The sequence below is a fragment of the Pediococcus parvulus genome (assembly GCF_964063155.1).
Taxonomy (GTDB): Bacteria; Bacillota; Bacilli; order Lactobacillales; family Lactobacillaceae; genus Pediococcus; species Pediococcus parvulus.
Genome location: NZ_OZ061292.1, coordinates 390,654 through 415,709 on the forward strand (window position 1 = coordinate 390,654; position 25,056 = coordinate 415,709).

Annotated in this window: 22 protein-coding genes and 1 tRNA gene; 18 read left to right on the forward strand and 5 right to left on the reverse strand. The window is 38.9% G+C overall.

The window, feature by feature from the left end; translation table 11 throughout:
• Positions 1-204: 204 nt before the first annotated feature.
• From AB3217_RS01890 to AB3217_RS01910, 5 genes are all read left to right on the forward strand, one after another.
• Positions 205-528, forward strand: coding sequence for a hypothetical protein (locus AB3217_RS01890; protein ID WP_198145819.1), 324 nt, complete (start codon positions 205-207; stop codon positions 526-528).
• Between the two features lie 37 nt (positions 529-565).
• Complete coding sequence (locus tag AB3217_RS01895) at positions 566-1,384, forward strand: Cof-type HAD-IIB family hydrolase (protein ID WP_068806459.1); 819 nt, start codon at positions 566-568, stop codon at positions 1,382-1,384.
• 292 nt (positions 1,385-1,676) lie between these two features.
• The gene (locus AB3217_RS01900) at positions 1,677-2,798 is read left to right on the forward strand and encodes a glycosyltransferase (protein ID WP_260267920.1); all 1,122 of its coding nucleotides are present in this window, start codon (positions 1,677-1,679) and stop codon (positions 2,796-2,798) included.
• Between the two features lie 109 nt (positions 2,799-2,907).
• Positions 2,908-2,979, forward strand: a tRNA-Arg gene (locus AB3217_RS01905).
• A 200-nt stretch (positions 2,980-3,179) separates the two neighbouring features.
• On the forward strand, positions 3,180-3,623 hold the full coding sequence (locus AB3217_RS01910; RefSeq protein ID WP_068806454.1) for a hypothetical protein: 444 nt from the start codon (positions 3,180-3,182) through the stop codon (positions 3,621-3,623).
• Positions 3,624-3,746: 123 nt separating this feature from the next.
• Here AB3217_RS01910 and AB3217_RS01915 read toward each other — a convergent pair whose 3' ends face one another.
• Positions 3,747-4,304: a hypothetical protein gene (locus AB3217_RS01915; protein ID WP_260267922.1), complete on the reverse strand. Its 558-nt coding sequence runs from the start codon at positions 4,302-4,304 to the stop codon at positions 3,747-3,749.
• Between the two features lie 404 nt (positions 4,305-4,708).
• Between AB3217_RS01915 and yjeM the strand changes: the two genes are divergently transcribed.
• Both yjeM and AB3217_RS01925 read left to right on the forward strand, forming a co-directional pair.
• A complete protein-coding gene (gene yjeM, locus AB3217_RS01920) occupies positions 4,709-6,235 on the forward strand; it encodes a glutamate/gamma-aminobutyrate family transporter YjeM (RefSeq protein WP_367365600.1) in 1,527 nt (508 codons plus the stop codon).
• A gap of 144 nt (positions 6,236-6,379) precedes the next feature.
• Positions 6,380-7,729 (forward strand): M20/M25/M40 family metallo-hydrolase, encoded by a 1,350-nt coding sequence (locus AB3217_RS01925; RefSeq protein WP_068806448.1) that lies wholly within the window; start codon positions 6,380-6,382, stop codon positions 7,727-7,729.
• 102 nt (positions 7,730-7,831) lie between these two features.
• Here the strand turns inward: AB3217_RS01925 and AB3217_RS01930 are convergent, their stop codons facing one another.
• Positions 7,832-8,905 carry a hypothetical protein gene (locus AB3217_RS01930; protein ID WP_260274817.1) on the reverse strand — a complete coding sequence of 358 codons (1,074 nt, stop codon included), beginning with the start codon at positions 8,903-8,905 and terminating at the stop codon, positions 7,832-7,834.
• A gap of 414 nt (positions 8,906-9,319) precedes the next feature.
• On the opposite strand from AB3217_RS01930, the gene AB3217_RS01935 reads away from it, so the two are divergent.
• From AB3217_RS01935 to AB3217_RS01960, 6 genes are all read left to right on the forward strand, one after another.
• On the forward strand, positions 9,320-9,976 hold the full coding sequence (locus AB3217_RS01935) for a hypothetical protein (RefSeq protein WP_057783352.1): 657 nt from the start codon (positions 9,320-9,322) through the stop codon (positions 9,974-9,976).
• A 323-nt stretch (positions 9,977-10,299) separates the two neighbouring features.
• On the forward strand, positions 10,300-10,752 hold the full coding sequence (locus AB3217_RS01940) for a hypothetical protein (RefSeq protein ID WP_367365601.1): 453 nt from the start codon (positions 10,300-10,302) through the stop codon (positions 10,750-10,752).
• 54 nt (positions 10,753-10,806) lie between these two features.
• Positions 10,807-11,352, forward strand: a complete 546-nt coding sequence (locus AB3217_RS01945; RefSeq protein WP_367365602.1) for a hypothetical protein — start codon at positions 10,807-10,809, stop codon at positions 11,350-11,352.
• A gap of 361 nt (positions 11,353-11,713) precedes the next feature.
• Positions 11,714-13,354, forward strand: coding sequence for a peptide ABC transporter substrate-binding protein (locus AB3217_RS01950; RefSeq protein WP_367365603.1), 1,641 nt, complete (start codon positions 11,714-11,716; stop codon positions 13,352-13,354).
• Positions 13,355-13,527: 173 nt separating this feature from the next.
• Entirely contained in the window at positions 13,528-13,857 is a 330-nt protein-coding gene (locus AB3217_RS01955) for a hypothetical protein (RefSeq protein WP_057783347.1), read from the forward strand.
• Positions 13,858-14,013: 156 nt separating this feature from the next.
• On the forward strand, positions 14,014-14,919 hold the full coding sequence (locus tag AB3217_RS01960; RefSeq protein ID WP_367365604.1) for an alpha/beta hydrolase: 906 nt from the start codon (positions 14,014-14,016) through the stop codon (positions 14,917-14,919).
• A gap of 196 nt (positions 14,920-15,115) precedes the next feature.
• Here the strand turns inward: AB3217_RS01960 and AB3217_RS01965 are convergent, their stop codons facing one another.
• Positions 15,116-15,334: a hypothetical protein gene (locus tag AB3217_RS01965; RefSeq protein WP_057783342.1), complete on the reverse strand. Its 219-nt coding sequence runs from the start codon at positions 15,332-15,334 to the stop codon at positions 15,116-15,118.
• Between the two features lie 263 nt (positions 15,335-15,597).
• On the opposite strand from AB3217_RS01965, the gene AB3217_RS01970 reads away from it, so the two are divergent.
• On the forward strand, positions 15,598-16,452 hold the full coding sequence (locus tag AB3217_RS01970; protein WP_068806426.1) for a hypothetical protein: 855 nt from the start codon (positions 15,598-15,600) through the stop codon (positions 16,450-16,452).
• 81 nt (positions 16,453-16,533) lie between these two features.
• Here AB3217_RS01970 and AB3217_RS01975 read toward each other — a convergent pair whose 3' ends face one another.
• Entirely contained in the window at positions 16,534-17,082 is a 549-nt protein-coding gene (locus AB3217_RS01975) for a YiiX/YebB-like N1pC/P60 family cysteine hydrolase (protein ID WP_068806423.1), read from the reverse strand.
• A gap of 125 nt (positions 17,083-17,207) precedes the next feature.
• Positions 17,208-17,804 carry a hypothetical protein gene (locus tag AB3217_RS01980; RefSeq protein ID WP_068806421.1) on the reverse strand — a complete coding sequence of 199 codons (597 nt, stop codon included), beginning with the start codon at positions 17,802-17,804 and terminating at the stop codon, positions 17,208-17,210.
• Positions 17,805-18,552: 748 nt separating this feature from the next.
• On the opposite strand from AB3217_RS01980, the gene AB3217_RS01985 reads away from it, so the two are divergent.
• From AB3217_RS01985 to carB, 4 genes are read left to right on the forward strand one after another with little or no spacing between them, the layout of a single operon-like run.
• Entirely contained in the window at positions 18,553-19,476 is a 924-nt protein-coding gene (locus tag AB3217_RS01985; RefSeq protein WP_068806418.1) for an aspartate carbamoyltransferase catalytic subunit, read from the forward strand.
• A gap of 13 nt (positions 19,477-19,489) precedes the next feature.
• The gene (locus AB3217_RS01990) at positions 19,490-20,773 is read left to right on the forward strand and encodes a dihydroorotase (protein ID WP_367365605.1); all 1,284 of its coding nucleotides are present in this window, start codon (positions 19,490-19,492) and stop codon (positions 20,771-20,773) included.
• Complete coding sequence (locus tag AB3217_RS01995; RefSeq protein WP_367365606.1) at positions 20,766-21,866, forward strand: carbamoyl phosphate synthase small subunit; 1,101 nt, start codon at positions 20,766-20,768, stop codon at positions 21,864-21,866. Before AB3217_RS01990 ends, AB3217_RS01995 begins: the two co-directional genes overlap by 8 nt.
• Positions 21,859-25,038, forward strand: coding sequence for a carbamoyl-phosphate synthase large subunit (gene carB / locus AB3217_RS02000; protein ID WP_068806411.1), 3,180 nt, complete (start codon positions 21,859-21,861; stop codon positions 25,036-25,038). Before AB3217_RS01995 ends, carB begins: the two co-directional genes overlap by 8 nt.
• The last annotated feature ends 18 nt before the right edge of the window (positions 25,039-25,056 follow it).

The window sequence follows — 25,056 nt, forward strand, 5'->3', positions numbered from 1 at the left end:
ATCTAAGCGAAACCCGCTAAGATAAACGACACTACTGAGCCCATTTGCTTCCAGACCAAGTCTAATCTTTGCAATCAACACACTGATATAATAATTTTGATACTTTCAACCTTTAGTAAGATAAATAGTCGTAATTAATACCCCGATCATGATAGAATGAAGGGGTATTTTTAATGCATTCAAATGAAAGAAGAGCGAACTAAAATGATTCAAATTCCTCAAAATATGACCGAAGTAAAAGTGAAAATTGCAGAACTAGAAGAGTTAGGACATAAAAGCGACGAGAAGCAAGTTGTTTTTGAAGCGATTCAGGATAATGCCCAGTCTCTACTAGACGAACAACTAGAAGGTCATTACTATTCTTGCAAGTTAAACGACGATACAATTACAATTTTTGATGTCATTCAAAAACCAATTGGCGACATCAAATCTCAAGGAGCCTCATTTGATGCCGATTTTCGTCAAGACGCTAATAAGATGTTAATCTATTTGGATACGGAAATTCATCGTGTGATTAATCAGCGTTAGTTAGCTTCAAAATTTTAAATAAGCTAAGGAGTTTCAGATGACAATAAAATTAATTGCGAGTGACATCGATGGTACGTTTTTGGATGATCAGCACGAGTTTGATCGCCAACGGTTTCAAGAACAACTGGATGAAATGAATCACCGAGGTATTCACTTTGTCGTTTCCAGTGGTAATCAATATCAACATTGTTTGCGCGTGATGGATGGCATCAATGGGGATTTGACCTACGTGGTTGAAGACGGCGGGTTGGTTGTTGAAAATGACCAAGTGCTAGACTCGAGTCCGATTGAGCCAGAATTGTGGCAGTCGGTGGTTGCAAGCATGGCCAGCAAGCCCGTTTTGGCGAACGGAGTGATTGTGTTGTCAGGTCAAAAAGGTGCGTATACTAATGTGACGAACTCGACAGAAACTTGGGGTCGCACACGGTATTTTTATGAAATGTTGACCCACAGTGATCGTTTGACGGATGTAGATGATGAAATTTATAAAGTCGATGTGAACTGGCCTGGTGTTGGGGATGTACGGGATAAACACGCTACACTAGTGGGTGAGTTTGGTGATCAATTGGCAGAAGTGATGAGTGGCTACAGCGGCATCGATATTATCAAGCCACACGTCACGAAAGCATATGGATTGGAACAACTGCAACGCATTTGGAATGTGTCAATGGCAGAAACAATGGCGTTTGGCGATAACCAAAATGATGCCGCAATGTTACAGGATGCCAAGTATGGGTATGCTATGAAAAATGCGGCTCCGGAAGCGAAGGCTGTGACATCGCTTGTGACACCACTTGATAATAATCATAGTGGTGTGTTGGACATGATTGATCGTGTTTTGACAGATCAACTTTAACTATAAAAGTGTAAATAAAAGCTTTGTGCCAAATTAATTTTAGAATTTGGTGCGAAGCTTTTTGTGTAGAACAATGGGTTTTGCCTTTAATTTGTTCAGATTTCGCATAAAATATTGATAATGAACAGAAGTACATATATTTATTATAGAATTGATAAGCAAAAAGTTTGAAAAAGAAGTAAAGGCCATGTTACTGTACAGTTAATATATTTAGCGGGCTGTCCGGTTGATGGATGGCTCATTTTCATAAGCACAGTCAGTAAGTGAAATAAAAAGGTGAAGAGGGATGTCGATGAAAATTTTAGTATGTACGGAAAATTATTTAATGGATGGCCTGAAAAGAGCAACAACAGTCGTAGCTAATGAATTGGCAAATCGGGTTGAAATTAACTATTATACGTTGGCTGATATCAAACCTTATTTTGATTTAAATGCGCCACTAATTGTGGCAAAGCACCCTATAGATTCAGGAGGCAAGAGTTTTCGTGGTGAAAAGCCATTGCAGAAGTTTAAACAACAAATTAGAGATTTAGCAACAGTTTTAGCTGAAGGCGATTACGATGTTGCCCTATTTACGGCCGGATTGTTAACTAGTTTTACACCTGAAATTAAACGACGAGTACCAGACGTCCGGGTGATTACGTGGATGCATAATAATGCGGATACTTATCTGAACAATTATTATGCGCAAATGAAAAAGGAATTTTGTAGCGGATTAAGAGCTGCTGATTTAGTGGTGACGCTAACTGAACATGATTTAAAAGGATTCAAGCAATTCAACGCCCAGACAATCAAGATTCATAATCCGTTGACTTTAAAGTCTGCTGGTAAAGCAAATTTGGAGAATCATGTGATTAACTTTACTGGACGGATTGATATTCAACAAAAGGGGATCGATTTGTTGTTAGAATTAGCAAAAGATCTGCCAGATAATTGGATGCTTTCAATCGCGGGTGGTGGGAAACCAGATGACATGGAAAAATTTAAAGAATTAATTCAAAAACATGACGTTGCTGATAAAATAATTTATCGAGGACATTTAAACAATCGAGAGTTGACCGAAAATTATCAAAATTCATCTATTTTTGTAATGACTTCACGTTGGGAAGGATTACCATTGGTGATTGGAGAGGCAATGAGTTATGGTTTACCAGTTGTTTCGATGTACAATACTGGTGCTGAAGAATATTTGGCAAATGGTAAATATGGAGTATTGTTGTCTAATCATTGCTTGCCAGATTTTTATCAGGCCATCAAACCATTATTAGATAGTGTGGAAGAACGACAAAAGTATGCCAAGTTATCATTGAAGCGAGCACGAGATTTTGAGTTGAAAAAAATCACAAATCAGTGGTTACGGTTATTGAAGGGGATGCAACGGCCACACAAGGGTGGACAACAACTTGCTCAGTAGAAAAAAACTTAATAAATGAAGTGGCCGGAGGAATGTGCTATCACCAAATAGTTGATGCCAAAATTTTAGGTTGAAATTTGAACTCAAGTTCATTAGAATTACACTATAGGCGTCGGTAGTGTAATGGATAGCACATGAGATTTCGGTCCTCATGATGGGGGTTCGATTCCCCCCTGACGCATCATTAATATAGAGGTACTTTAATACAGGTGAAAACCTGTATTTTTTTGTTTTTTAACTAAAATTGAAGAACATTTTCCGGCAAAAATGATAATTACAGTTTACTTAAGAGAATTTTTAATTATAATGGTTAAATAAGAATTAAATTACTAACCATTTTCTAATTGTTTGTACTACTTAAACACTGTAAGGAGTCAGCCTATGCAAAACAAATCATACATACATAAAGTTATTGAGCAATCGATAATCATGTTGTTTTTAATTGCTTTTTTCAATATTGACAATACAAATCATCTCAATGTAAGACTTAATTTCTACAACATTTGGCTTTTTTTGTCATGGATCTGTCAGTTTTATATAGTAAAAAGAAAAATTTGGTCATTAAGCAACCTATCGTTTTTACAACTTGGTGCCAGAATTACCCAACAGGAACATGCAAAATATCATAGAAAAGACAAATGGGGAGATAACAGTTATGCAAATGTGCAACACAATTTAAGCACCCAAAGACTGGCATTGTGGGATACTAATTTTGATATGACGGTCAACTTCTTTATTAGAATTGGATATGCTTTGCTTGGTCCGATAATTTTAATGTTTGATATCGTTAAAGACTTAGTGGAAATGAATGAGCACCAAAAATAGTAGGTGTCACTGGCAGTAAAATGAATGAGTGTTTAAAAAGTATGGCAAAACTACTACAGCTTACCATGCTTTTTTTGTTAAAATGAATATTTAATTTCTTATTTGATTTCAATTTAAAATATATTAATCCTGTGAACTAGTTTGCACCGAAGAACTTTTTGATTGGCTACTGGAACTACTACTAGGTTTTGAACTTGAACTAGCCTTACTTTGTGGGTTAGAACTTGCTTTGGCAGATTCGCTGGAAACTTTTTCTGCATTCGTTGAGTTTTGTTTGGCAGCTCTTGCCACCGAACTAGCATCTTTAGCGGATTTTGCCTGTGCACGTTTCAACGAAGCAGCCATTTTTCTGTTGGCTGCTTTTTCACGTGCTAACGATTCTTTAGCTTTACTGATGGAACTACGAGCACGGAAAATTGAGGAAGACTGAGCGTTAGATCTGTCTTTAGCACTAAGGCTAGATTCAAACTTGGCAATTGATGCGGATTCGGCACGTTTTTCTTTTCGGGAGCTAGCGGCACTCAAGGTTAGATTATTAGCTGGTGGTTCGGAGTTTACATGACGAATATAAACAAAGGCCATTGTGGCAACAAACAGCAACGCAATTGATAGCCAAAGTGTAAATTTAAGAATTATTTTTCTACGATGTGTATTGTTGGAGCGGGAACCTCGTCGTTTCATGAGTACTAGTGCACCTCCTAAACTAGAGCTGATAACCTGATTATAACTGACTTTTCACCTTATTAAGGTGATTTTCAAATGTTTTTATATAACGTTGTCGTGTTTTTATGAGAAGATTCTTGATTCAAATTCAGCGTGTTAAAATTCACCAAGAACAGTAACTTAAGAAACGTTCTTAGTTCTTCATTATACGATCTAGTGTTAGAAAAAGAAAAGACTTTTGGTACTGTTGTAAAACGTATTCATGAACATTGAAAAAGTAAATTTTGAATAAACTTGTGTATTTATTCATTAAATAATGAATAAAAGCTTAAATTAGTGATTGTTATTTGAAAAACTGCATATATTACAGAAAAAAGTGCTAAAATAGTCAAGTATTTCTATTTTAGAGAGAAGGATTTGTTTTGGAAGAGTTGGAGAACACAAAGCAGCATAAAATTGGGCTGGTTGGCTTAATTCTTATGGTGTTTACCTCCATTTATGGAATTTCAAATACTACGGTTGCATACGATCAAATGGGGTATGGCGCCATTCTGTGGTACGTTTTGGGGGCGATTTTATTTTTTCTTCCTAGTGTAATGATGTTTGCCGAATATGGCGCTAGTTTTAAAGAAGCCCATGGTGGAATTTATTCGTGGTTGGCAGGTTCAATTGGAGAAGAACTGGCATTTATTGGGACGTTCATTTGGTTATCCGGGTGGATCGTTTGGTTGGTTTCGGAATCATCCAAGATCTGGATTCCGTTTGCGACAATGTTCACAGGATATGACACGACCCAATCTTGGCACTTTTTAGGATTGAATAGTGTGGAAACGATCGGTCTTATCGCGATTATGTTTATGTTTGCCGTGACATTTTTCTCAACGCATGGAATTAATCAGATTGCGCGATTTGCAGCGTTTGGCGGAATTATTACGTTAACCATCACCGCGCTATTTTTACTGATTAGTTTAGTTTTATTGGCTGTTCAAAGTGGACATTTAGCAGAACCATTTACGGCACGGTCCATTATTCATTCACCAAACGGGCAATTTGGTTCGCCAATTGCAATTATGTCGTTTATTGTATACGCAATTTTCGCCTATGGTGGCATGGAAACTATGGGTGGAGTTGTGGATAATGTGAAAAATTCATCCAAAACCTTTCCACGCGCGATGATCATTTCGACCATTATTATGTTGATAGCTTATTCCCTAGGCATCTTTCTGTGGGGTGTGAGTGCAAACTGGCACGTCGTTCTTGGTAATAAAACGAGTGATTTAGGCAACGTGTTATATGTTTTAATGAATAACTTAGGTGTGTCAATTGGGAAAACTTTACATTTATCAGTAGCCGCCAGTGTTAATTTGGGAAACTGGTTTGCGCGGGTTATTGGTATTGAAGAGTTCTTGTCCGATATGGGTGCGTTTTTCGTTTTGGTTTATTCACCTTTAAAATCCTTCATTATGGGCTCGCCGGCTAAATTTTGGCCCAAAAAAATGACCAAATTAAATAAATTTGGCGCTCCTGCGTATTCGATGTGGCTTCAAGCTATTATTGTGGCGGTGATTGTGTTTGCCGTTTCCTTTGGGGGCAGCAATGCACAGTCCTTTTACACGGTTTTGCAGGATATGGAAAACATTTCCTCGGCTGTGCCGTACTTGTTTTTAGTCGGCGCTTTTCCGTTCTTTAAAAAACGCACGGACTTAGAGCGACCCTTTGTTTTCTTCAAAACAAAGGCTATGACGTGGACAATAACGATTGTGACGTGGCTGGTAATTTTGTTGGGAATTATATTTACGGTAATTGAGCCACTTTCAATTCATGATTATTACACCGCATTTTGGACAGTTATTGGACCGATTTTCTTCGCGCTGGTTGCTTGGATTTTTTATGAAGTGTCTGTAAAACAACGAAAGATTAACGTTCCTCATATTGACGATATTGATTGAGAAAAGCATTGGTGCTGAGCCAATGCTTTTTTTGAGGTTACTTGATTTTAATAGTTAGAGAATAAATATGAGTGACACATTCCAGATTAAAAAGACTAATATGGTAGTCAGTAGGATTAGTATTTGAAAGCGAGAGGAACCACAATGAGTGAAGAAATCGAATTTATAGATCGCCATTATTCGGAATTTGAAAAATTGTTGACTGAATTTGTGGAAACGCGATCGGTAAGTAATGAAGATGACGACATGACAAATTGTATTAATTTCTTAAAACGAATTTTTGAAAGATTACTGGACGCCCAAGTAAGTGTCATTGAAACAGCCGGATTACCATCGCTCGTTGCCCAAATCAAAGGGACGACTGATCGAACGGTGCTCCTTTATGGTCATTATGATACGATGCCTGGCGGTGACCGCAGTTTGTGGGATACGGATCCGTTTAAACTGATTTTGAAAGACGGTAGATATTTTGGCCGTGGTGTTGGTGATAACAAAGGACAGTTGATGGCTCAGATTCTAGGCATCTATATCTACAAGCAACTCCATGGTGAGTTGCCGTTCAACATCACATTTTTGGTGGAAGGTGAAGAAGAACGTGGCAGTGTGAACTTAGGGTCAACAGTTGCAAAACTGCGGGACTCATTACTGAAACAGGTTGAGTTGGCGGTAGTGGTTGATGGATCGATCAATCAAGATGGCGAGCACGTGGTACGATTAGGGAATCGCGGGTTGTTTGGGTTTGAACTGACTGCGCATACCGGTCAGAATGATAATCATTCAGGGAATGCCGGTAATATTATGACGAGTGCTGCAATTAAACTCATTGAAGTATTGAGGAGGCTGTATGATTTTGATACGAAAAAAGTTCTGATTCCTAATTTCTATCAGGGTGTTCCGATAAAAAATGAAATTAAGTTAGATTTATTGGACAAGCTACCATACGATAAGAAACAAATTTGTGCGCAACTCGGATTGAGCACAATTCCTGATAAAATTGAGTTTTACGAACGCTTAATGTATCGACCAACGTTTAATATTGCGGGCATTGAGAGCGGATATACAGGAAAGGGCCTTAAAACCATTATTCCGCATCAAGCCACCGTTAAAATTGATTGTCGTCTAGTTGGGCATCAAAATATTGAAACCCTTAAAAAGGGCCTTGAGGATGTTCTTGCGAATGAAATACAAAATAAGGAAGTTTCAATAAACTACCTAGGTTCGATTCCGCCGAGCACTTCTGATTTATCTAAAAGTCTGATCACCACTTTTACGTCAATTGTGGAACAAGCAACTGGATCTGTTGTTGTGGAACCTGTCATGGCGGGCACTGTGCCTAATTATGTTTGGACCGATATTCTCAAAGTGCCGGTAGTAACCATCCCGTACGCTAATTACGATCAGCATAATCATGCGCCTAATGAAAACATGACGAAGAAGGATTTTGTTGATGGAATTCGGATTTCGTATGAACTGGCGGATAGAATGTTTAAGTAACAAAGTTAGTTTTGTTTAGGTACTAAAAATTGATCAAATAACAAAAGGAAGCCATAATCAAAATTGCTTGATGGCTTCCTTTTATTTATCGAGATGGTTAAGTTAAAATGCTATTGCCGATTGATTATGGTTAACAGCATGTAATAACCGCTGACCTTCTTTAATTGCATTTGCGATGCTATATACGCCAGAATAATGTTTAATTTCAATGTGGTTTTCAATAAGATCAACAATTTTTCTGTTTTGTCGTACCGCATCAATATCTAACATTCTAAGCAATGCCCACTCAGTATCCTCACCATAAACGACTAAATGTTTTGGCTTAATAATATTGCATTCTTGAATAAATATATTAGCACATTCGATAAATTTAGCTCGATTCTTTTTAACTTGAGATTCGGCTTCTTCTAATGAATCGAAATGGCCTGAATTATTTTTCTTCGATGCTTTTTTGTTTTGATCAGTCTTAAATAATGTCTCTGCCATTTTTGTAATATTTGAATGCATCAAATTATATCTACCTATCTTTGATGATATATATTCTAATTTTTCAGCTTCACTTAGCACTTTCCAGTCGTTACTGGACATGTATTCTTTTTTTCTTCTACTAGGAGTGGATATGAAGAAATTTTGTTTTATGTTGGCACTATTACTGTCGATAGTATCTTTGATAATATCCGTTATGTAACAGCCATCAAAACTGTCATCAAAGTGGGATTCAACAAAGTTGTATACCATGTTGCTGTCCAATTTAGGTGATTTGCTGTTCTTTTTTTTAATTGTTTCATCTGTGTGAAACATATACCAATCATCTTTTTGATCTGCTAGCTCTTGAGAATTTGCAGTATTAGAAATATTAAGTCCGATAAACATTGCGCTGTTATTAAATTCTGATTTTCCTTTTTCCTCACTAAAGTCTGTAAAGGATTCATCAAAATCTAGATCCGTTACTTTCAACTTGTAATGTGTTAAAAGATTTGTTGGTGTTGGCACCAAATCATCCTTCGGAAAATCAGAAAGGAGCCGTGCAGAAGTTAACAACTTATCGTCCACAGTGACTTTCTTATAAGTTAGAAAGGAAGAAATTTCATGCATGTGTGGTTTTCTACCTTCATCATTGCCTAAAGTTACTTGAATATTATCTATTTCTTTAGCTATTTCAGCATTTGTTTTCATATTTTGTATCCTCCAATCAAATCGCTAATTTAGTTTTTTTTGAATGTTATGATAGAGCTCGTAAATTAATATGTAACCAAGTTTGTTACTTTAGTTTTCTCATGCCTGTGCAAGGCATGTCTTTCTCCTTTCTTGATGTTATCAGCAAATGTGTGGTACTAAGTGAAGCTCTATTTACAGTACGCGGTTATTATACATAATGCCAACGACATAATTTGGCGATGAAGATATATAACTAAAATAATTTGATCTTTTTCAATAGAAAACAGATATTTTTAAAATAAATTTGTGTGAATCAAAAATTATCAAATCTTTTTTTCTTTCTCATCTCAGATTGCCATATTATGGCACAGTACAGTGATAACATAATGATGTTGTCAAGCCAAGCCACATCAATCTAAGGAGATAATTGCGATGAGTGAAGATAAATTGATCCAAAACGATGATCTGGAAAATGAACAAGACGAGGAACCTGCTTCAAATCATCAGAAATTGGAACCTGAATATGGAAAGTATATGTATTGGGAAATTATCCGTGACTTTCCGATTATGGCAGACTATATTGGTCACTATATTCAAGAAAATCGATTTACGGCTGTTAATTTGATAGATTTGGCATCATCGCTGGGGCTTCGATTAGACTATAGTAGTGAACTGCGAACTGACTTTAAGTTATATCGCACGAAAAAAAGTGATATCGATGTGCTCATCGTTTCCGCGCGCCATGCCAGTATCCAGGATAAAGCTTGGTATGCAGCAAAAGGCATGGCAAACTATATTCTTGGTGACGCTGAATATGTGCCCGACTTCTCGCAAAATCAAGGTGCCTTAAACAAATGGACTGATGAAAAAATAGCTGCTAAGTTGTTGTTACCTAATGATTTGTTGGAAAGAGATATTGACTTCGCAACTACCTATAATCGGGATCTCCTTAATGAGGTTGGGGAACGCAACGCTGGGGCACTATTTCCGTATGCCCGGTTGAACATCATCGGCCATACTGCCGCGCAAATTGCCAATGTCCCGGATTGGTTAATGGAACAAAGGGTTGACGAATTCTATAATGGCTAGAAACGGCATTGAGAATAAAATGACGTTATGTTAAAAGAATGATGGTAGTGTCTTTGCGGATGCTACTTTTTTTGTGCGCATAATTTGAATAAAACATTGGATGTTTGAAACAGAATGCAACGTTAATTGGAGTGAAGCATTGTCTGTTAGTGATTTTTGAGTATTTTAAATTAAAAATATGATTTTGGCGTATTTAGCTAAGTGCAAGATAAATTTCGAATGAAATGACTAATTATGTGTTTAAGCGCACACATAAGTGGTATGATGGTTGGCTACATAAAAAAGTAAATGAACACAGTCAAAAAGAAATGAGGAAACTTTTCATGACACGAAGACAAACACGGTTCAAGGGTGATCCCTCCATATTTATGACAAAAGTTGAAAACAAACCTGACTTAACGATAGCCATGAACAATGTTGTTGAAAATTTTTTCAAAAAAGATTTTCAAGTTGATTTGATTCCGGATCATGGCAGTTTAAGAGGGCGTCGAGAAATCATGCGCTTGATTCAAACCGATTTCCCAAATTTAACGCAAGCACAATGGCATCAAGCGTATTTATTTTTAAAATACAGACATGCCTATTTTGACGCCAGCTTTGTGTTAAAAAGTGTCAGCTTATATTTAATTGTGAAATGGGTAACTACTCAAAATTTAAGTGAATTGGAACAACAGTTTATGGCGGCAGTTACCATTGAAACCAGTGTAGAACTTGATATCCAAACTAGTGATCCTGCGTTTACGGAGAATATAAAGCAACTTAATGAAGAACTGTAGGAAAAACAAGGGGCTGACAATCATGATACAGATGATTCTAGCACTCGTTTTGATGTGTGGAACGGCAATAACGAAAGGGTACTAACTCATCTAGATCAATTAGTTGAAACGCAAAAACCAGATTGGAAAATTGTAAATTGGAATTCCAAACTTTTGTGTGAATACTGGCTAGAACCCACAAAAAAACAAGTGGTTAGTTTGGATGCAATTGTTGACCCAATGCTCTTAGAATTAGAAGCCAAACATACTGAGTTAGGCAAAAAATGTTATGAGGATTCCTTTCTAGCCAACGTTCCAGCTGATAAAAAGATTACTTTTATGGACCTTACAGCAATTGTGGCTGACAATCCGTTAGCCTACTATTTATTAGGTAAATTGGCGGTTCACTCGACCACGATAGGTCTATTGATTGTGAATCAACTGCAAGGATTTACACATAACAATCGTTACTGGTACCATGTGGGTCGTTATTCACCAAGTGTCAGGAAAGATGCCTTATTAATCGAAACAGCGCTTTTACCTTTAGCCAGTTCGCCAAAACAAACGGAGTGGGACTTTTTTACCTTGCTCGTGGATAAATTTGGTCAGTTTTGGGATTAATCGTCCTAATGGAAGCTACTATACAGGAGCGGATGTTAAAAAAGTTTAGGCGTACATGCATGGTCGGAGTTGCTTCATTAAAACTAAATTAAAAAATATGTTGACTTTTAATTTACAACTCCTATAATAAGCATCATCAAGTCGAAAGGGGGTGAAGTCACATGACCAGTTTTGTTAAAGCAATTTTAAGTAATTTAGTCATTATTAGCTTATTAATTAAAGCGCACGGTTCTGCGACTTCAATCCTTAGCTAATAATTTTTTAGTATCGTCATAAGAGGATAATTAGGTTGCTCGCTGTGCTTCGTAAAGAAGTATAGCGGGCATTTTTTTATTTATCGAGAAAAAAGGGAGCGAATTGTATGGATAAAAAATTGAAAGTTTCAGCTTTGTTTCTGGTGGCCGCTACGATGTTGGCAGGCTGCGGGAGTAAAAGTGCAAGTGCAGGAACCCATGATTATGCGACTAAACAAAGTTATAATTTGATGGCTAGTACTGAGGTGGAAACGATGGATCCGTCCCTCGCGGATGACTCTACCTCACTGACACAAATAGAAAATACAAATGAAGGACTTTACCATCCCAATAAAGCCGGTAAGTTGGTTGCTGAAGCGGCCACCAAAACAAAGGTTAGCAAAGATGGCATGACGTATACATTTACAATACATAAAGGGATGAAGTGGAGCAATGGCGATCCCGTCACCGCACAAAACTTCGTCTATGGTTGGCAAAGAAGTGTTAATCCAAAAACGAAGGCCCCAAATGCCTTTCTGTTTGCGCCAATCAAGAATGCTGATGCAATTACAGCAGGCAAAAAGAATCCCAAAACTTTGGGTGTCAAAGCAATCAACAAGACAACTTTCAAAGTTACTTTAGTTAAACCAGCACCATATTTGAAACAGATGACGGCACTACCTGCTTTTTACCCCCAGGATAAAAAGGCGGTCGAAAAGTATGGTAAATCTTATGGGACTTCCAGTACAACCACAGTTTACAATGGGCCCTTTGTTCAAAAAGGGTGGACGGGTAGCAATTTAACTTGGAAACTGAAGAAAAATAAAAAATACTGGGATAAAAAATCTGTTCATTTGACCACGGTTAACATGCAGGTTGTTCAAAATTCCAGCACGGCATTGAATTTGTATCAAGTTAAGAAGTTGGATGACATTTCTTTGTCAGGTGAGCAAGCCACTCAAGAAAAGAATAATAAAGATTTTTATTCAACACTGGCAAATTCCATGTCCTATGCAGTTTACAACTTTAAGAATAAGGCAATGCAAAATATCAATATTCGAAAAGCAATCTCGCTTGTGCTGAATCGTAAACAGGTTACCAGCAAGGTTCTTGCCGATGGTTCTATTACCCCTAAAGGTTTTGTACCATCTAAATTGACTGAAAATCCAAAGACTGGCAAGGATTTTGCAACTGATGCATCAGTTGCCAATTCGGTTACTCAAAACAAGAAGCTTGCCAAAAAGTATTGGGCTAAAGGAATGAAACAACTTGGAAAAACTAAATTGACGATCAATTTGATGTGCTGGGATAAAGGATCCAATTCACAGGTTGCTGAATATATGCAAAGTGAAATCAATCAAACTCTGAAAGGTGCGGATGTGAAAGAAACTACCTTGCCAAAGAAATCAGCAATCACAAAGATGTCGAGTCATAAAGGGTTTGACATGGCGTTGACCGGTTGGAGTCCAGATTTTCTTGATTTGATGGATGTTTTGCAGCTTGAACAAACTGGAAATCCTTATAACTTTGGATCATTTAGTAATAAGAGTTTTGATAAGGATATGAAGGCTGCCATTACAACCGATGCAACTAATAGTCAAGCTCGTTATGATGATTATGTAAAGGCTGAAAAGATCTTGATGAAACAACAAGGTGTAGCCATGATTGATCAGGGAGCTTCAACATTCTTGCATAATCCTAAGGTAAAGGATGCCGCAACAACCACTGACGGTGGCACTTTCTTGAAGGGTGCTTATGTTGTTAAATAATTTAATCTAAGATTTAAAACACAGAAAAATCTCTGAATTTCAACAGTAAAAACTATGACTGTTACGAATTTTTTGGAGATTTTTTTGTTTCCAGAAATTTATTTAGGTATTATCACATGGCTGTGCTAGACTTTAAAAGGATAAGTAGTTACTGAAAAGGGAGTTTATAAATTATGACTTTTGATGGAATTGTTGAAAATCTTTTGTCTGAAATCAAAATGCGGACGCATCCACGTACTGATGGCATTAAATATCAGTTTAGAGAATGCACATTTCCTGTGACATTTACGCGTGATGGGTACAAAGAAGCGGATGGTTGTGCAATCTTTTTGATGGAGCCGGACGGTAAATATACCGTGAAAAAGTTTGGTACTCGGTATATGGATGTGGATGATCCAATCCGAGGTATTTATCACGGTGCTATTTTTGATTGTGAGGAAGAGCCTGATAAAATGGATGCCCTCATTGAAGCTGTGGAAAAAGGGACTCCTGAAATTAAATAAGCTTTTCTGTGGCGATTTAAAGCTCTTTAACTTTTCTAGATAGGTAAGTAACGCAGAAAAGTTATTGAGCTTTTTTGTTTTGTGAAAGCGCTGCAATTTGGTGCTAAAATGAGGTGTACCAATAAGTAAATTAAAGTTTTGAAGGGAAGCCTCACAATGGCAGAATCAACTCAATTAATTTTAAATGCAATCAAGCAAACAACGGACGAATGGCGAGCAAATGATCAAAAAAGGGATGCTGGATTGCCCACTCAATTTCCTGATGTGACGCGGTACGACAATCTGAGCTATGGTCCCGCCGGTGTGGAGAACCTGTTGGATGTTTACACACCAAAAGAAATTAAGAAAAATGTGCCCGTCATTATTGATGTTCATGGTGGTGGAAATGTCTACGGATCTAAAGAACTGTACCAACACTATTGTTTGGGATGGGCACGAGCAAGCTTCGGCGTAGTGAACTTTAATTATCGTTTGGCACCTAACACCCCATTTCCAGGAGCACTCCGAGATACAGCTTTAATTGGCAAATGGGTTTCTGAACACGGTGAAGCCTATCATTTGGATACGAATAACGTATTTATTATTGGTGATAGTGCAGGCGGTACGCTGGCCGAACAATATTTAACGGCGTATTCAAATGAAGATTATCGAAAATCCTTAGGCTTAGCAGATAGTGGCAAGCTTCAAATTCGGGGTAGCTGTTTGAATAGTGGCTTTTATTTCATTAAACGCGCTGGGGCGGTGCCTGAAAATAGCATGATGAGTGCCTATTACACGCCGGCAGTGTTAAAGAAATATGATCGGGAGCTGCATACGGAAAATTTTGTGACCGAAAAATTCCCATCTGTATTTGTTATGACCGCAAATCATGATTTTTTGCATGATGAAGGAATTCGGTTTGATCAATTTTTGATTGACCGGGGGATTACCCATGAATTTCGGGTTTATGGTACTGAAGAAGAACCTAGGGAACATGTTTTTCAGTTGAATCAGCGGGATAATGTGGCGGCGAAAGCTAACCATGCTCAGGCAGAATTCTTGCGTAGCTTAGTAAAAAAATAAATCAGAATGAAATTTTTCTGTTATTTCGAAAGTGAATTAAGCTCAAATAAGGGTATTTTTATTCGTATTAATGCTAGTTTGGCAGTCTTTTTTCAAAATTATCGACTTAGGTTTGAAGATTATTACTGAATAAAAAAAGAAACTGACCATTTTTAATGAATAAAGTGGTTAGTTTCCTTTTATATAAACGGAAATTTTATTCAGCAAGAACTTGGAAAAATAAAACTGAGCCCCATGGTTGACCTTTAATTAAGCTCTTAGCTTCTTTTGCAGCAGCTGCTGAGTCATCAGGGGTGACTTTAAATTCAAGCTTCATGCCTGTTTTCTTAACGAATTCGTATTTGAAATCGCCATCGGATTCAGTTAAAAGTTTGGTAATATCGTCTTGTTTCTGTGGTGAATTGATTGCAATCATATTTTTCTCTCCTTGTATTATGTCAAATTTTGTTTCCTAGACACATAAATTCTATTATAAATAACAGAAAAAGTAAACCCTTTCAAGCTTGTTGAACTGGGAACATAGACGTAGTGTTCTAAGGTAGTCAGTTGGTCAAAAGTTAGGCGATTTGTGCTTGAAAAAGTGAGTTTTTGATAAATATTGATAAGTCGCTTGTAATCGATTTAAATTTCGGGTAACGTGAAAACATAAACATTGCTGAAACAGAAAGGAAATTCTATATGGCTGATAGTGAAATATTTGGGAAAAAACGTGCTGATTATTTAAAATTTAATGGCAATTATGCAGCAGGAACTTTTTTAGATAATAATGTTCAAAAATCAAATTATACTAAAGTTGCCCTTGTGCCAACGATCGATACCATTAACTCATGGTCGAAACTATATAAGCAATTTAAACTTGGTGAAGACTATTCAAATGACCAATATTGGCAAGATAAATCGAAGTATCTGTCCGATGTGACCCAGGCAAAAGAGTGGTTGGAAGAATTATTCAAGGATGCGTTTAAAATCACAGCGATTGGCGCCGAATTTTTGGAGAGTGTCGGTAACCGTTCGTCAGAAAACTCGGTTCAACTGACAGAAGCCACTGACATGGATAATAATTGTTATTACATTTTGCAGAGTGGTTTTCCAGCGCTTGAAGCCAAGAGTAATGCCATGAAACAGTCCCCAGATTTTGCGTATGATCGTGATGTATTTAATGTTGATGACCAGCGAAATATTTCCTTTGATGAGCGCAACATGGATCTGTTAATCATGGCAATGGTCAAAGATTATTTTGATCGCGACATTACGCCACAAGAGTTGGTCTCCAAACTGCCCGCGTTTCGAGTTTGTGGTACGTTTAATGATTATGGTCGCCCAGCTTCTGATGGCAATCGGCTGTGCACAATCATCAAAACGAGTCACAAGAATGATTTAAATCAAGCTTCTGACGAAACTCAATTGGCAGCATTGAAAGCTGGTAAGCCATTAGCAGTCGACGTTGATCGCAGTGCGGCCTGGAAAGCAAACGAAAAGAAACGTTTGGAATGGTTGTTGGCTGGCGAACCTGCAGCGCAAGTTGAAAAATAGCAAATAATGAGGCCCCAACAAAAATTGTTTTTGTTGGGGCCTCGTTTATATTTCCTGAATATTATTTCCAAGACGTTCTTTTTATTTCAGACGACTAATTTGATGAAGGACTTGCTGATGAAGCATGGTATTGGGGTTTAGTCCTGGTTGATCGTTTGGCACTGATAAAGCGAGTTTGGAATAATAATCTAACCAATAGGGCAAAACAGCCCCAGTCGTTTGGTCAGAAAAATTCATGGGAATCAGTTTGAAAATTTGGTTGTTTTCAAAGGCATAGTATATGAAATCAGCACAGTAGTAGCCTTGCTCACCAGGAATATAGCTGGCATTATAAGGTTGATTCAAAAGTTGTTTGGCTTGTTGAATGATTTGTGGCGCGTTGATTTTTTGATTGGCACGAAACAAGTCGATGTGAGCCCAATTTCGAGTTTTAAAAGTGGAATAAGGCTCACGGATGCTGCCAGTTGAAGGCAAGGTGTGGAGAATGAAAATTTGGTTGTCAGTTGTTACTTCAACCAGCGCAACGTGATCATAAATATCACTTGTTAAAGATACAGTGCTATCTACAATGGCCTGAGAAAGCTCATCGGGAATACTTTGTAGAAAGAGTAGGTCAGCATTTTTAAACATGATGTTCTCCTTGTTGATTCTTGCGGGTAAGGTTGAATTGTAATTCTTTTCTTTTAACGATTTAATCTTTTAGATTTCCACAACCGGAATCGAACCAGAGCCAGTCACCAGAGTGGAAAGCAGAACTAGATACGTTTAACGTTTCCGCGCCATACCCAACCTTTAGCACTGCCATGTTTGGAGTGTACATAGTAATAAATTGCGCCACTTTCAATTTTTTCGTGCCTAGTTGCAATCCAAATTGTTCTGGGATAATTCTTTAGGTAATGTAGCTTTTTACCACCAGGCTTGGAATAAATCCAAGCATTACTAGTTTTTCGTTTGGTGTTAAATAATTTCATTGACTTGTTCCAAATTACAAAATTACGGCTATATTTTGTGCACCAGTTAGCATTAGTTTGGGGAACAATGAAAAAAGTGCGGCTATTATGGTAATATTTTCCGGATTTAACTATATAGCCCCCGGTACTCATTAAATATCCAGATCTATAAAATGCTGTACCTCGTTTGATGGTGCCATAGTTGTAGGCGATGTTTTTTGCTTCATAAGTGCCAGTCTTTACTTTATAAACTTTAACGGTCTTTTTAGCAATAACATGTGTTTTTGCTTCTTTAGCATAAGAGTTACCGCTTAAATATTTTGATGCTTGCGCGTTAGTAGGAAACAACACTACAAAGACTAATGCTAATAGCAAAGCCAAACTAATATTTCTTTTTTTCATTCTTAACTCCTCCAGAGAGTATAACAATTTATCCATAATTTAAATGGACTAGTGAATTTCATGGATATCAATTAATTGCTCCACAAATAAGTATAACAAAAGCAAAGCGTAATGTTAGATGAAGTACGGTTTAATTTGAACAATTATGTGTAAAGGGTCTTTAGAGATAGTAACCAACCTAGTTATGTGAAGCAGATATCTTTGGTACGACATTTAGTCAGTAATTCTGGGACAAGTTACATTCATTTTGGTTTAGGGCCTACTTGATGTTTTTAGAAATATCCGACTTATGCTAGTGGAGAGGTTGACGCAAAGAGTGTATCGATGTGACTTGGCGATTTATCTCTGTAGCGCCCCACACTCTTGTGCCAACGTCGCAACGAAACAAAATATAAAACCATTGCCAAGTAAAGTTTCAATCTGACATTTGCAGAATCCAGGTTGACATCCGCCAAGTTTAAGACTATTGTAATCACAACACAAAAGACCTTTAACTTAGTCCGAGAGACCAAGAAGGATTCCGATGAAAGTAACAGGAAGATCCCTTGGCTGAACGGCTAAGGGATCTTTTTTAAAATTAAATAATGTCACTGAACCATTTAAATGTTTCCTGAGAGAACAAAACGGTGCAGTAAAGTCTTTGCAAAAACTTTTCGCAAGGGGTCTACACGCAACAAGCTAGCGCACCTAGTTAATCAGAAAACGATTAACTAAGTGCTTTTTTTGTGAAATGAAAGGGAGAAACACCATGGCAGAACAAATACAAGCAAATTTAGTTTCAATCGATCAGTTAACCGCAGATGAGGCCGTAGATTTAATTCATGAAGCTCAAGATTTTAAAGCTGGTAAACAGGTACAGTTACTAAAGCCAGCGTATGCGATGAATTTATTTTTTGAAGATTCCACCAGAACCAAAACCAGTTTTCAAATGGCGGAGAAAAAACTAGGGATGCAGGTCTTGGACTTCAACGCCGCAACGAGTTCTGTAAATAAGGGTGAAAGTTTATATGACACCTTGCGAACAATTGAAGAAATTGGCGTCAACATTGCGGTGATTCGCCATCCCAAAAATGAGTATTATCAAGATTTAGTTGAGAATCCTAACTTGAAAATTGGAATTGCCAATGCCGGCGATGGTTCCGGGCAACACCCTTCCCAGTGTTTGTTGGATATGATGACCATTCAGGAGCAATTTGGGCACGTTAAAGGTTTAAAAGTGTTGATCAATGGGGACATTTTCCATTCTCGAGTAGCAAGATCCAATGCAGAAATGCTTTCCCGATTAGGCGCCGAGGTTTACTTTTCCGGTCCTGAAAAGTGGTTTGATGCGAAGCTAGAAAGATATGGAAAGTTTGGTGACTTTGAAGAACTTTTACCTCACATGGATGTGATTAACATCTTGAGAGTGCAACATGAACGGCTTTCAGGAAGCGCAAATAGTGATTTTGACGAGCACACCTATCGCGACAAGTTTGGCATTACCGCAAGCCGCATTCAGAAAATGAAATCTGATGCCATTATTTTACATCCGGCCCCAGTTAATCGGGGTGTTGAAATTGATGATGACTTAGTTGAAAGTCCCCATTCAAAAATTTTTACCCAAATGAAAAATGGGGTGTTTGTTCGAATGGCCATTTTAAGTAGTATCTTGCGCTACCAAAAACTTTTGTAGGAGTTGAGTTGGGATGACACTGTTATTAAAAAATGGAATTGGGTTGATCGATCATAAGTTACAAACACTGACAGTTTTGATTGCAAATAACCGTATCCAAGAACTTAACGGCTCGACAGCCGAAGCAGATGAAGTGATTGAGTTACATCAAGATTTTATTTCTCCTGGTTTGATTGACCTTCATGTGCACTTACGCGAACCCGGTTTTACCAATAAAGAGACCGTTAAAACGGGGGGGATGGCGGCTTTACATGGGGGCTTCACGACAATTGGAGCGATGGCAAATCTGAATCCAACTCCAGATACTGAAGAACGTTTCAAACGGCAATTAGAACTTAACAGGCAAACCCCAATCAAAATTAAACAGTATGCGCCCGTTACCAAAAATCGTGCAGGCCAGTTTGTAGTCAATTTTGGTCAACTGGCAAAGGCCGGGGCATTCGCATTTAGCGACGATGGCTCTGGAATCGAAAATGCCCACATAATGCTGGAAGCGATGCGAGAACTTGCCAAACTACATTTGCCATTATGTGATCATGCGCAGGATATGGCTTTGACAAATGGCGGTGTCCTAAACGCGGGGATGACTGCTGAAAGGTTGGGCGTACCCGGAGTGAATAATGTTAGCGAAGCTGTGCAAATCGCCCGTAATTTGGTTTTAGCGGCTAATACAGGTGTGCATTATCATGTTTGTCATGTGTCCACTAAGGAAAGTATCAATTTGATTCGGCTTGCTAAAGCGCAAGGTGTGAACGTTACCTGTGAAGTGACCCCACATCACCTTTTGTTAGACGATTCCATGATTGTTGGTGATGAAAAATCGCAGTTTAAAATGAATCCGCCGCTGCGAAGTCCAGAAGATCGCTTAGCTTGTGTGGCCGGATTGATGGATGGCACGATTGATATGATTGCTACGGATCACGCCCCACATACAGATGCCGAGAAAAAACAAGGAATTTTGGCATCACCCAACGGAATTGTCGGATCAGAAACGGCCTTTACGTTGTTATATACGAAATTTGTCAAAACTGGTCTTTGGCCGCTGGATAAATTAATCGATTGGATGAGCGGGGCACCAAAACGGCTGTTTCACTTAAACGAAGCGGGACAACTTAAAGTTGGGTCTTTGGCCGACATTGCGGTCTTTGATTTAACTCAGGAAAAAATAATTGAGGCTAAAAATTTCTTGTCAAAGGGACATAATTCACCTTTCCTTGGTGAAAAAGTTTTCGGAACCACAGTTTTGACAGTAGTGGATGGAAAAGTGACATATCGGAGGAAGCCAAATAATGACTAAAAAAAGATATTTAGTATTAGCAGATGGCGGTATTTACGAAGGAAATGCGTTTGGTGGCGAAGTCAGCTGCACTGGTGAACTGGTTTTTAATACAGGGATGACTGGCTATCAAGAATCTATCACCGATCAGTCTTATAACGGTGAGATCCTCATGTTTACATACCCGTTAATCGGAAATTACGGCATCAATTTTGATGATGATGAATCAGTCACACCAAGAACAGCGGGGGTGGTCGTCCATGAGTTAGCACGCAAAGTTAGTAATTGGCGCAGTCAAATGAACCTGGATAAATTTCTGAAACAGCATCAAATTCCCGGCATCTCTGGGATCGATACAAGAGAGTTAACCAAAATTGTGAGAGCACAAGGTACCATGAAAGCGGCACTTGTCAACACTGTGGAAGAAGCGCAGGACTTTATTCACGGTGGTTTGAAAACAACACTGACTACCTTGGTTGAACAAAGTACGACGCAAAACGCGTACCCGAACCCCAATTCTGGCAAACGAATTGTGGTGATTGATTTCGGTTTGAAACATAGCATTTTACGCGAACTTGCTCAGCGTCAATGCAACGTCACGGTCTTGCCAGCCACTGCCACCGCTAAACAAGTTCTAAATTACCAACCTGATGGGGTTTTGCTAAGTAATGGTCCTGGTGATCCGAAAAATGTGCCGAATGCCTTGGAAATGATTCGCACAGTTGAAACACAGGTGCCTTTGTTTGGAATTTGCTTAGGTCACCAGTTGTTTGCCTTAGCTAATGGGGCCGATACGTTCAAGATGAAGTTTGGGCATCGCGGGTTTAACCATCCTGTTCGAGAAATCGCAACTAATCGGATTGACTTTACGGCGCAAAATCATGGCTACGCGGTCGCCGCCGATTCAGTTGAGCAAACCGATTTGTTGGTGACTCATCAAGAAATTAACGATGAAACTATTGAAGGTTTACGGCATAAAAAATATCCCGCCTTTTCGGTTCAGTTTCATCCAGATGCCGCCCCCGGTCCCCACGATGCAAGTTACCTTTTCGATGAGTTTTTAGATAATATCGACAGTTTTCAACGTCAAAGGAGGGTCAGCACACATGCCTAAACGTCAAGATATTCATAAAATTTTAGTGATCGGTTCTGGTCCAATCATCATTAGCCAAGCCGCTGAGTTTGATTATTCTGGCTCACAAGCTTGTTTAGCTTTAAAGGCGGAAGGTTACGAAGTCGTCCTCGTCAATTCTAACCCGGCCACAATTATGACGGATCCAGAGATTGCCGACCAAGTTTATATCGAACCACTGACTTTGGAATTTGTGAGTCGGGTTATTCGCAAAGAACGGCCGGACGCCATTTTACCAACGGTGGGTGGTCAAACGGGATTGAACATGGCTAAACAACTGGCTGAAGCTGGCGTGTTAGCTGATTTTAACATTGAACTTTTGGGAACCAGTTTGAAGTCGATCAATCAAGCCGAAGACCGGGAACAGTTCAAAGAGCTGATGCAAAAATTAAACGAGCCGGTACCCAAATCGTTAACGGTAACGACCGTCAAAGAAGCTCAAGACTTTTCTGCAAAAATTGGGTTTCCCGTTATCATTCGACCAGCGTATACATTGGGTGGAACAGGCGGTGGGATTGCTGAAAACATGGATGAGCTCACCGCCATTGCTGAGAACGGGTTAGACTTGTCGCCAATTACGCAAGTCTTAATTGAACAGAGTATTGCTGGATTTAAGGAAATTGAGTTTGAAGTGATGCGGGATCACAATGACAACACGATGGTGGTTTGTTCAATGGAAAACTTTGATCCAGTGGGCATTCACACCGGTGATTCAATTGTGTACGCACCAGTGCAAACTTTGTCGGATCGTGAATATCAAATACTACGGGATGTTTCCTTAAAACTAATTTCAGCATTGAAAATCGAAGGCGGGTGCAACGTTCAATTGGCCTTGGATCCCAACAGTTATCAATATTACATTATTGAAGTCAATCCACGGGTGAGCCGTTCGTCAGCATTGGCTTCAAAAGCAACCGGTTATCCGATAGCAAAGATGGCGGCTGAAATTTCGGTAGGTTTAACGCTTGATGAAATTAAAAATCCAATTACCCAAACAACTTATGCAGCATTTGAACCCGCTTTAGATTATGTGGTCTGTAAGATTCCACGCTGGCCATTTGATAAGTTCAATCATGCGGATCGTCTGTTGGGCACCCAGATGAAGGCTACTGGTGAAGTCATGGCAATTGGCCGTAACATTGAAGAGGCTACTCAAAAAGCGGTCCGTTCGTTGGAAATTGGGTCCGATTTGATGGGCTCATCAGAATTAACAAGGCTAACAGAACAGGAACTCACAGAACGGTTAGTCAGAGCTCGCGATGATCGGTTGTTTTGTGTCATGGAAGCTTTACGGCGGCAGTGGTCGGTTGCCGAAATTCATGAATTAACTAAGATAGATGAATTTTATTTAGATAAATTGAGCCATATTTTAGAAATTGAAACTCTGTTGCAACAACATCCCGGTGATTTAGCGGTGTTAAAACTTGCCAAACAGAATGGCTTTACCGACGTCGTCATTGGCAAGGCTTGGCATAAAACAGCTGATGAAATTAGAGCCTTACGTCGAACTAATCAAATTTGGCCAGTGTACAAAATGGTTGATACGTGTGCGGCCGAGTTTGAATCGCACACGCCTTATTTTTACAGTACCTATGAAGAAGAAAACGAAAGTCATTCAAGTGAGCAACCCACCGTTATGGTCATTGGCGCAGGGCCAATTCGGATTGGACAGGGAATTGAGTTTGATTATGCGACTGTGCATTGTGTTCAAACTTTAAAAGCTGCTGGTTATCGGGCGATCATTATGAATAATAATCCCGAAACAGTTTCAACGGACTTCTCAATTTCGGACAAACTTTATTTTGAGCCTTTGACACTAGAAGATGTTTTAAACGTTGCTGATTTGGAAAAGCCACGCGGAGTGATTGTTCAGTTTGGTGGGCAAACCGCCATCAATCTAGCGAAACCATTAGCCGATCATGGTGTCAAAATATTGGGCACTGCGGTCGAAGACGTCAATCGTGCTGAAGATCGAGATCAGTTTAATCAAATTATTGAAGAACTTAAAATTCCCCAACCATATGGCGATACCGCCACTACCAATGAAGAGGCCCTCACAATTGGTGAAAAAATTGGCTATCCGTTGTTAGTACGACCAAGTTATGTGTTAGGTGGCCGGGCCATGGAAATTGTGCATAATAACGAAGAATTAAAGCATTATATGCATGCAGCAATTGAAGTTTCGCACGAGCACCCCGTTTTATTAGATCGGTATTTAGTAGGTAAGGAGTGTGAAGTTGATGCAATTTGTGATGGTGACACAGTTGTGATTCCGGGCATTATGGAACACATCGAACGCGCTGGCATTCACTCTGGTGATTCAATGGCCGTCTATCCACCGCAGACATTATCCACAACCGTTATTAAACAAATTGAACAGGCCACCATTCAATTAGCTCATTCCTTGAACTGTTTTGGGTTGATGAACGTCCAGTTTGTCATTCATCATGAACAAGCTTATGTTATCGAAGTGAATCCACGCGCCAGCCGGACTGTGCCATTCCTGAGTAAGACGACTAAAATTCCAATGACTCAATTAGCAACGCAAGTCATTATGGGTCAAAAATTGGCCGACTTAGGGTATGAGACTGGAATTCAGGCGCCGTCCAAACTGGTTCATGTCAAAGCACCGATTTTCTCCTTTAGTAAATTAAACCGCGTGGACAGTTTATTAGGACCGGAAATGAAATCAACTGGAGAAGTGATGGGCAGTGACTGTTCCTTTGAAAAGGCACTGTACAAAGCGTTTGAAGCCAGTGGGGTTCACTTACCAGCCCACGGCAATATCTTGATGACCGTGCGGGATGCTGAAAAGCCCCAAGCAACTGAATTAGCTCGACAATTAGTTCAGCTCGGTTTTAATTTGTACGCGACAGAAGGAACTGCTCAGTATCTTACGGAACGCGGCGTGTTAGTTAAACAGCGAGTCGAGAAGTTAAGTGAAAATTCACCGCAAATTGCACAATTGTTAACAGATCAAAAAATTCAACTGGTCGTGAATACGGTGGATGACAATATGGAGTCCGTTAATGATGATACCAAGATTCGAGCGCTAGCAATCAGTCATGAGATTCTTGTATTGACCTCACTAGATACCTTATCAGCAGTTGTCACCATGCTAAAGAGCCAAGCTTACTTAATTCAAGCCATTTAAAAACGGAGGTTGCATCGA

Bases quoted from the DNA above. Each gene is read 5' to 3' on its own strand.
- AB3217_RS01930 (WP_260274817.1), bottom strand. From the start codon at position 8,905: ATGAAAACAAATGCTGAAATAGCTAAAGAAATAGATAATATTCAAGTA.
- AB3217_RS01940 (WP_367365601.1), top strand. From the start codon at position 10,300: ATGACACGAAGACAAACACGGTTCAAGGGTGATCCCTCCATATTTATG.
- AB3217_RS01965 (WP_057783342.1), bottom strand. From the start codon at position 15,334: ATGATTGCAATCAATTCACCACAGAAACAAGACGATATTACCAAACTT.
- AB3217_RS01925 (WP_068806448.1), top strand. From the start codon at position 6,380: ATGAGTGAAGAAATCGAATTTATAGATCGCCATTATTCGGAATTTGAA.
- AB3217_RS01960 (WP_367365604.1), top strand. From the start codon at position 14,014: ATGGCAGAATCAACTCAATTAATTTTAAATGCAATCAAGCAAACAACG.
- AB3217_RS01970 (WP_068806426.1), top strand. From the start codon at position 15,598: ATGGCTGATAGTGAAATATTTGGGAAAAAACGTGCTGATTATTTAAAA.
- AB3217_RS01985 (WP_068806418.1), top strand. From the start codon at position 18,553: ATGGCAGAACAAATACAAGCAAATTTAGTTTCAATCGATCAGTTAACC.
- AB3217_RS01950 (WP_367365603.1), top strand. From the start codon at position 11,714: ATGGATAAAAAATTGAAAGTTTCAGCTTTGTTTCTGGTGGCCGCTACG.
- carB (WP_068806411.1), top strand. From the start codon at position 21,859: ATGCCTAAACGTCAAGATATTCATAAAATTTTAGTGATCGGTTCTGGT.
- AB3217_RS01990 (WP_367365605.1), top strand. From the start codon at position 19,490: ATGACACTGTTATTAAAAAATGGAATTGGGTTGATCGATCATAAGTTA.
- AB3217_RS01900 (WP_260267920.1), top strand. From the start codon at position 1,677: ATGAAAATTTTAGTATGTACGGAAAATTATTTAATGGATGGCCTGAAA.
- AB3217_RS01910 (WP_068806454.1), top strand. From the start codon at position 3,180: ATGCAAAACAAATCATACATACATAAAGTTATTGAGCAATCGATAATC.
- AB3217_RS01955 (WP_057783347.1), top strand. From the start codon at position 13,528: ATGACTTTTGATGGAATTGTTGAAAATCTTTTGTCTGAAATCAAAATG.
- AB3217_RS01895 (WP_068806459.1), top strand. From the start codon at position 566: ATGACAATAAAATTAATTGCGAGTGACATCGATGGTACGTTTTTGGAT.
- AB3217_RS01935 (WP_057783352.1), top strand. From the start codon at position 9,320: ATGAGTGAAGATAAATTGATCCAAAACGATGATCTGGAAAATGAACAA.
- AB3217_RS01980 (WP_068806421.1), bottom strand. From the start codon at position 17,804: ATGAAAAAAAGAAATATTAGTTTGGCTTTGCTATTAGCATTAGTCTTT.
- AB3217_RS01975 (WP_068806423.1), bottom strand. From the start codon at position 17,082: ATGTTTAAAAATGCTGACCTACTCTTTCTACAAAGTATTCCCGATGAG.
- AB3217_RS01995 (WP_367365606.1), top strand. From the start codon at position 20,766: ATGACTAAAAAAAGATATTTAGTATTAGCAGATGGCGGTATTTACGAA.
- AB3217_RS01890 (WP_198145819.1), top strand. From the start codon at position 205: ATGATTCAAATTCCTCAAAATATGACCGAAGTAAAAGTGAAAATTGCA.
- AB3217_RS01915 (WP_260267922.1), bottom strand. From the start codon at position 4,304: ATGAAACGACGAGGTTCCCGCTCCAACAATACACATCGTAGAAAAATA.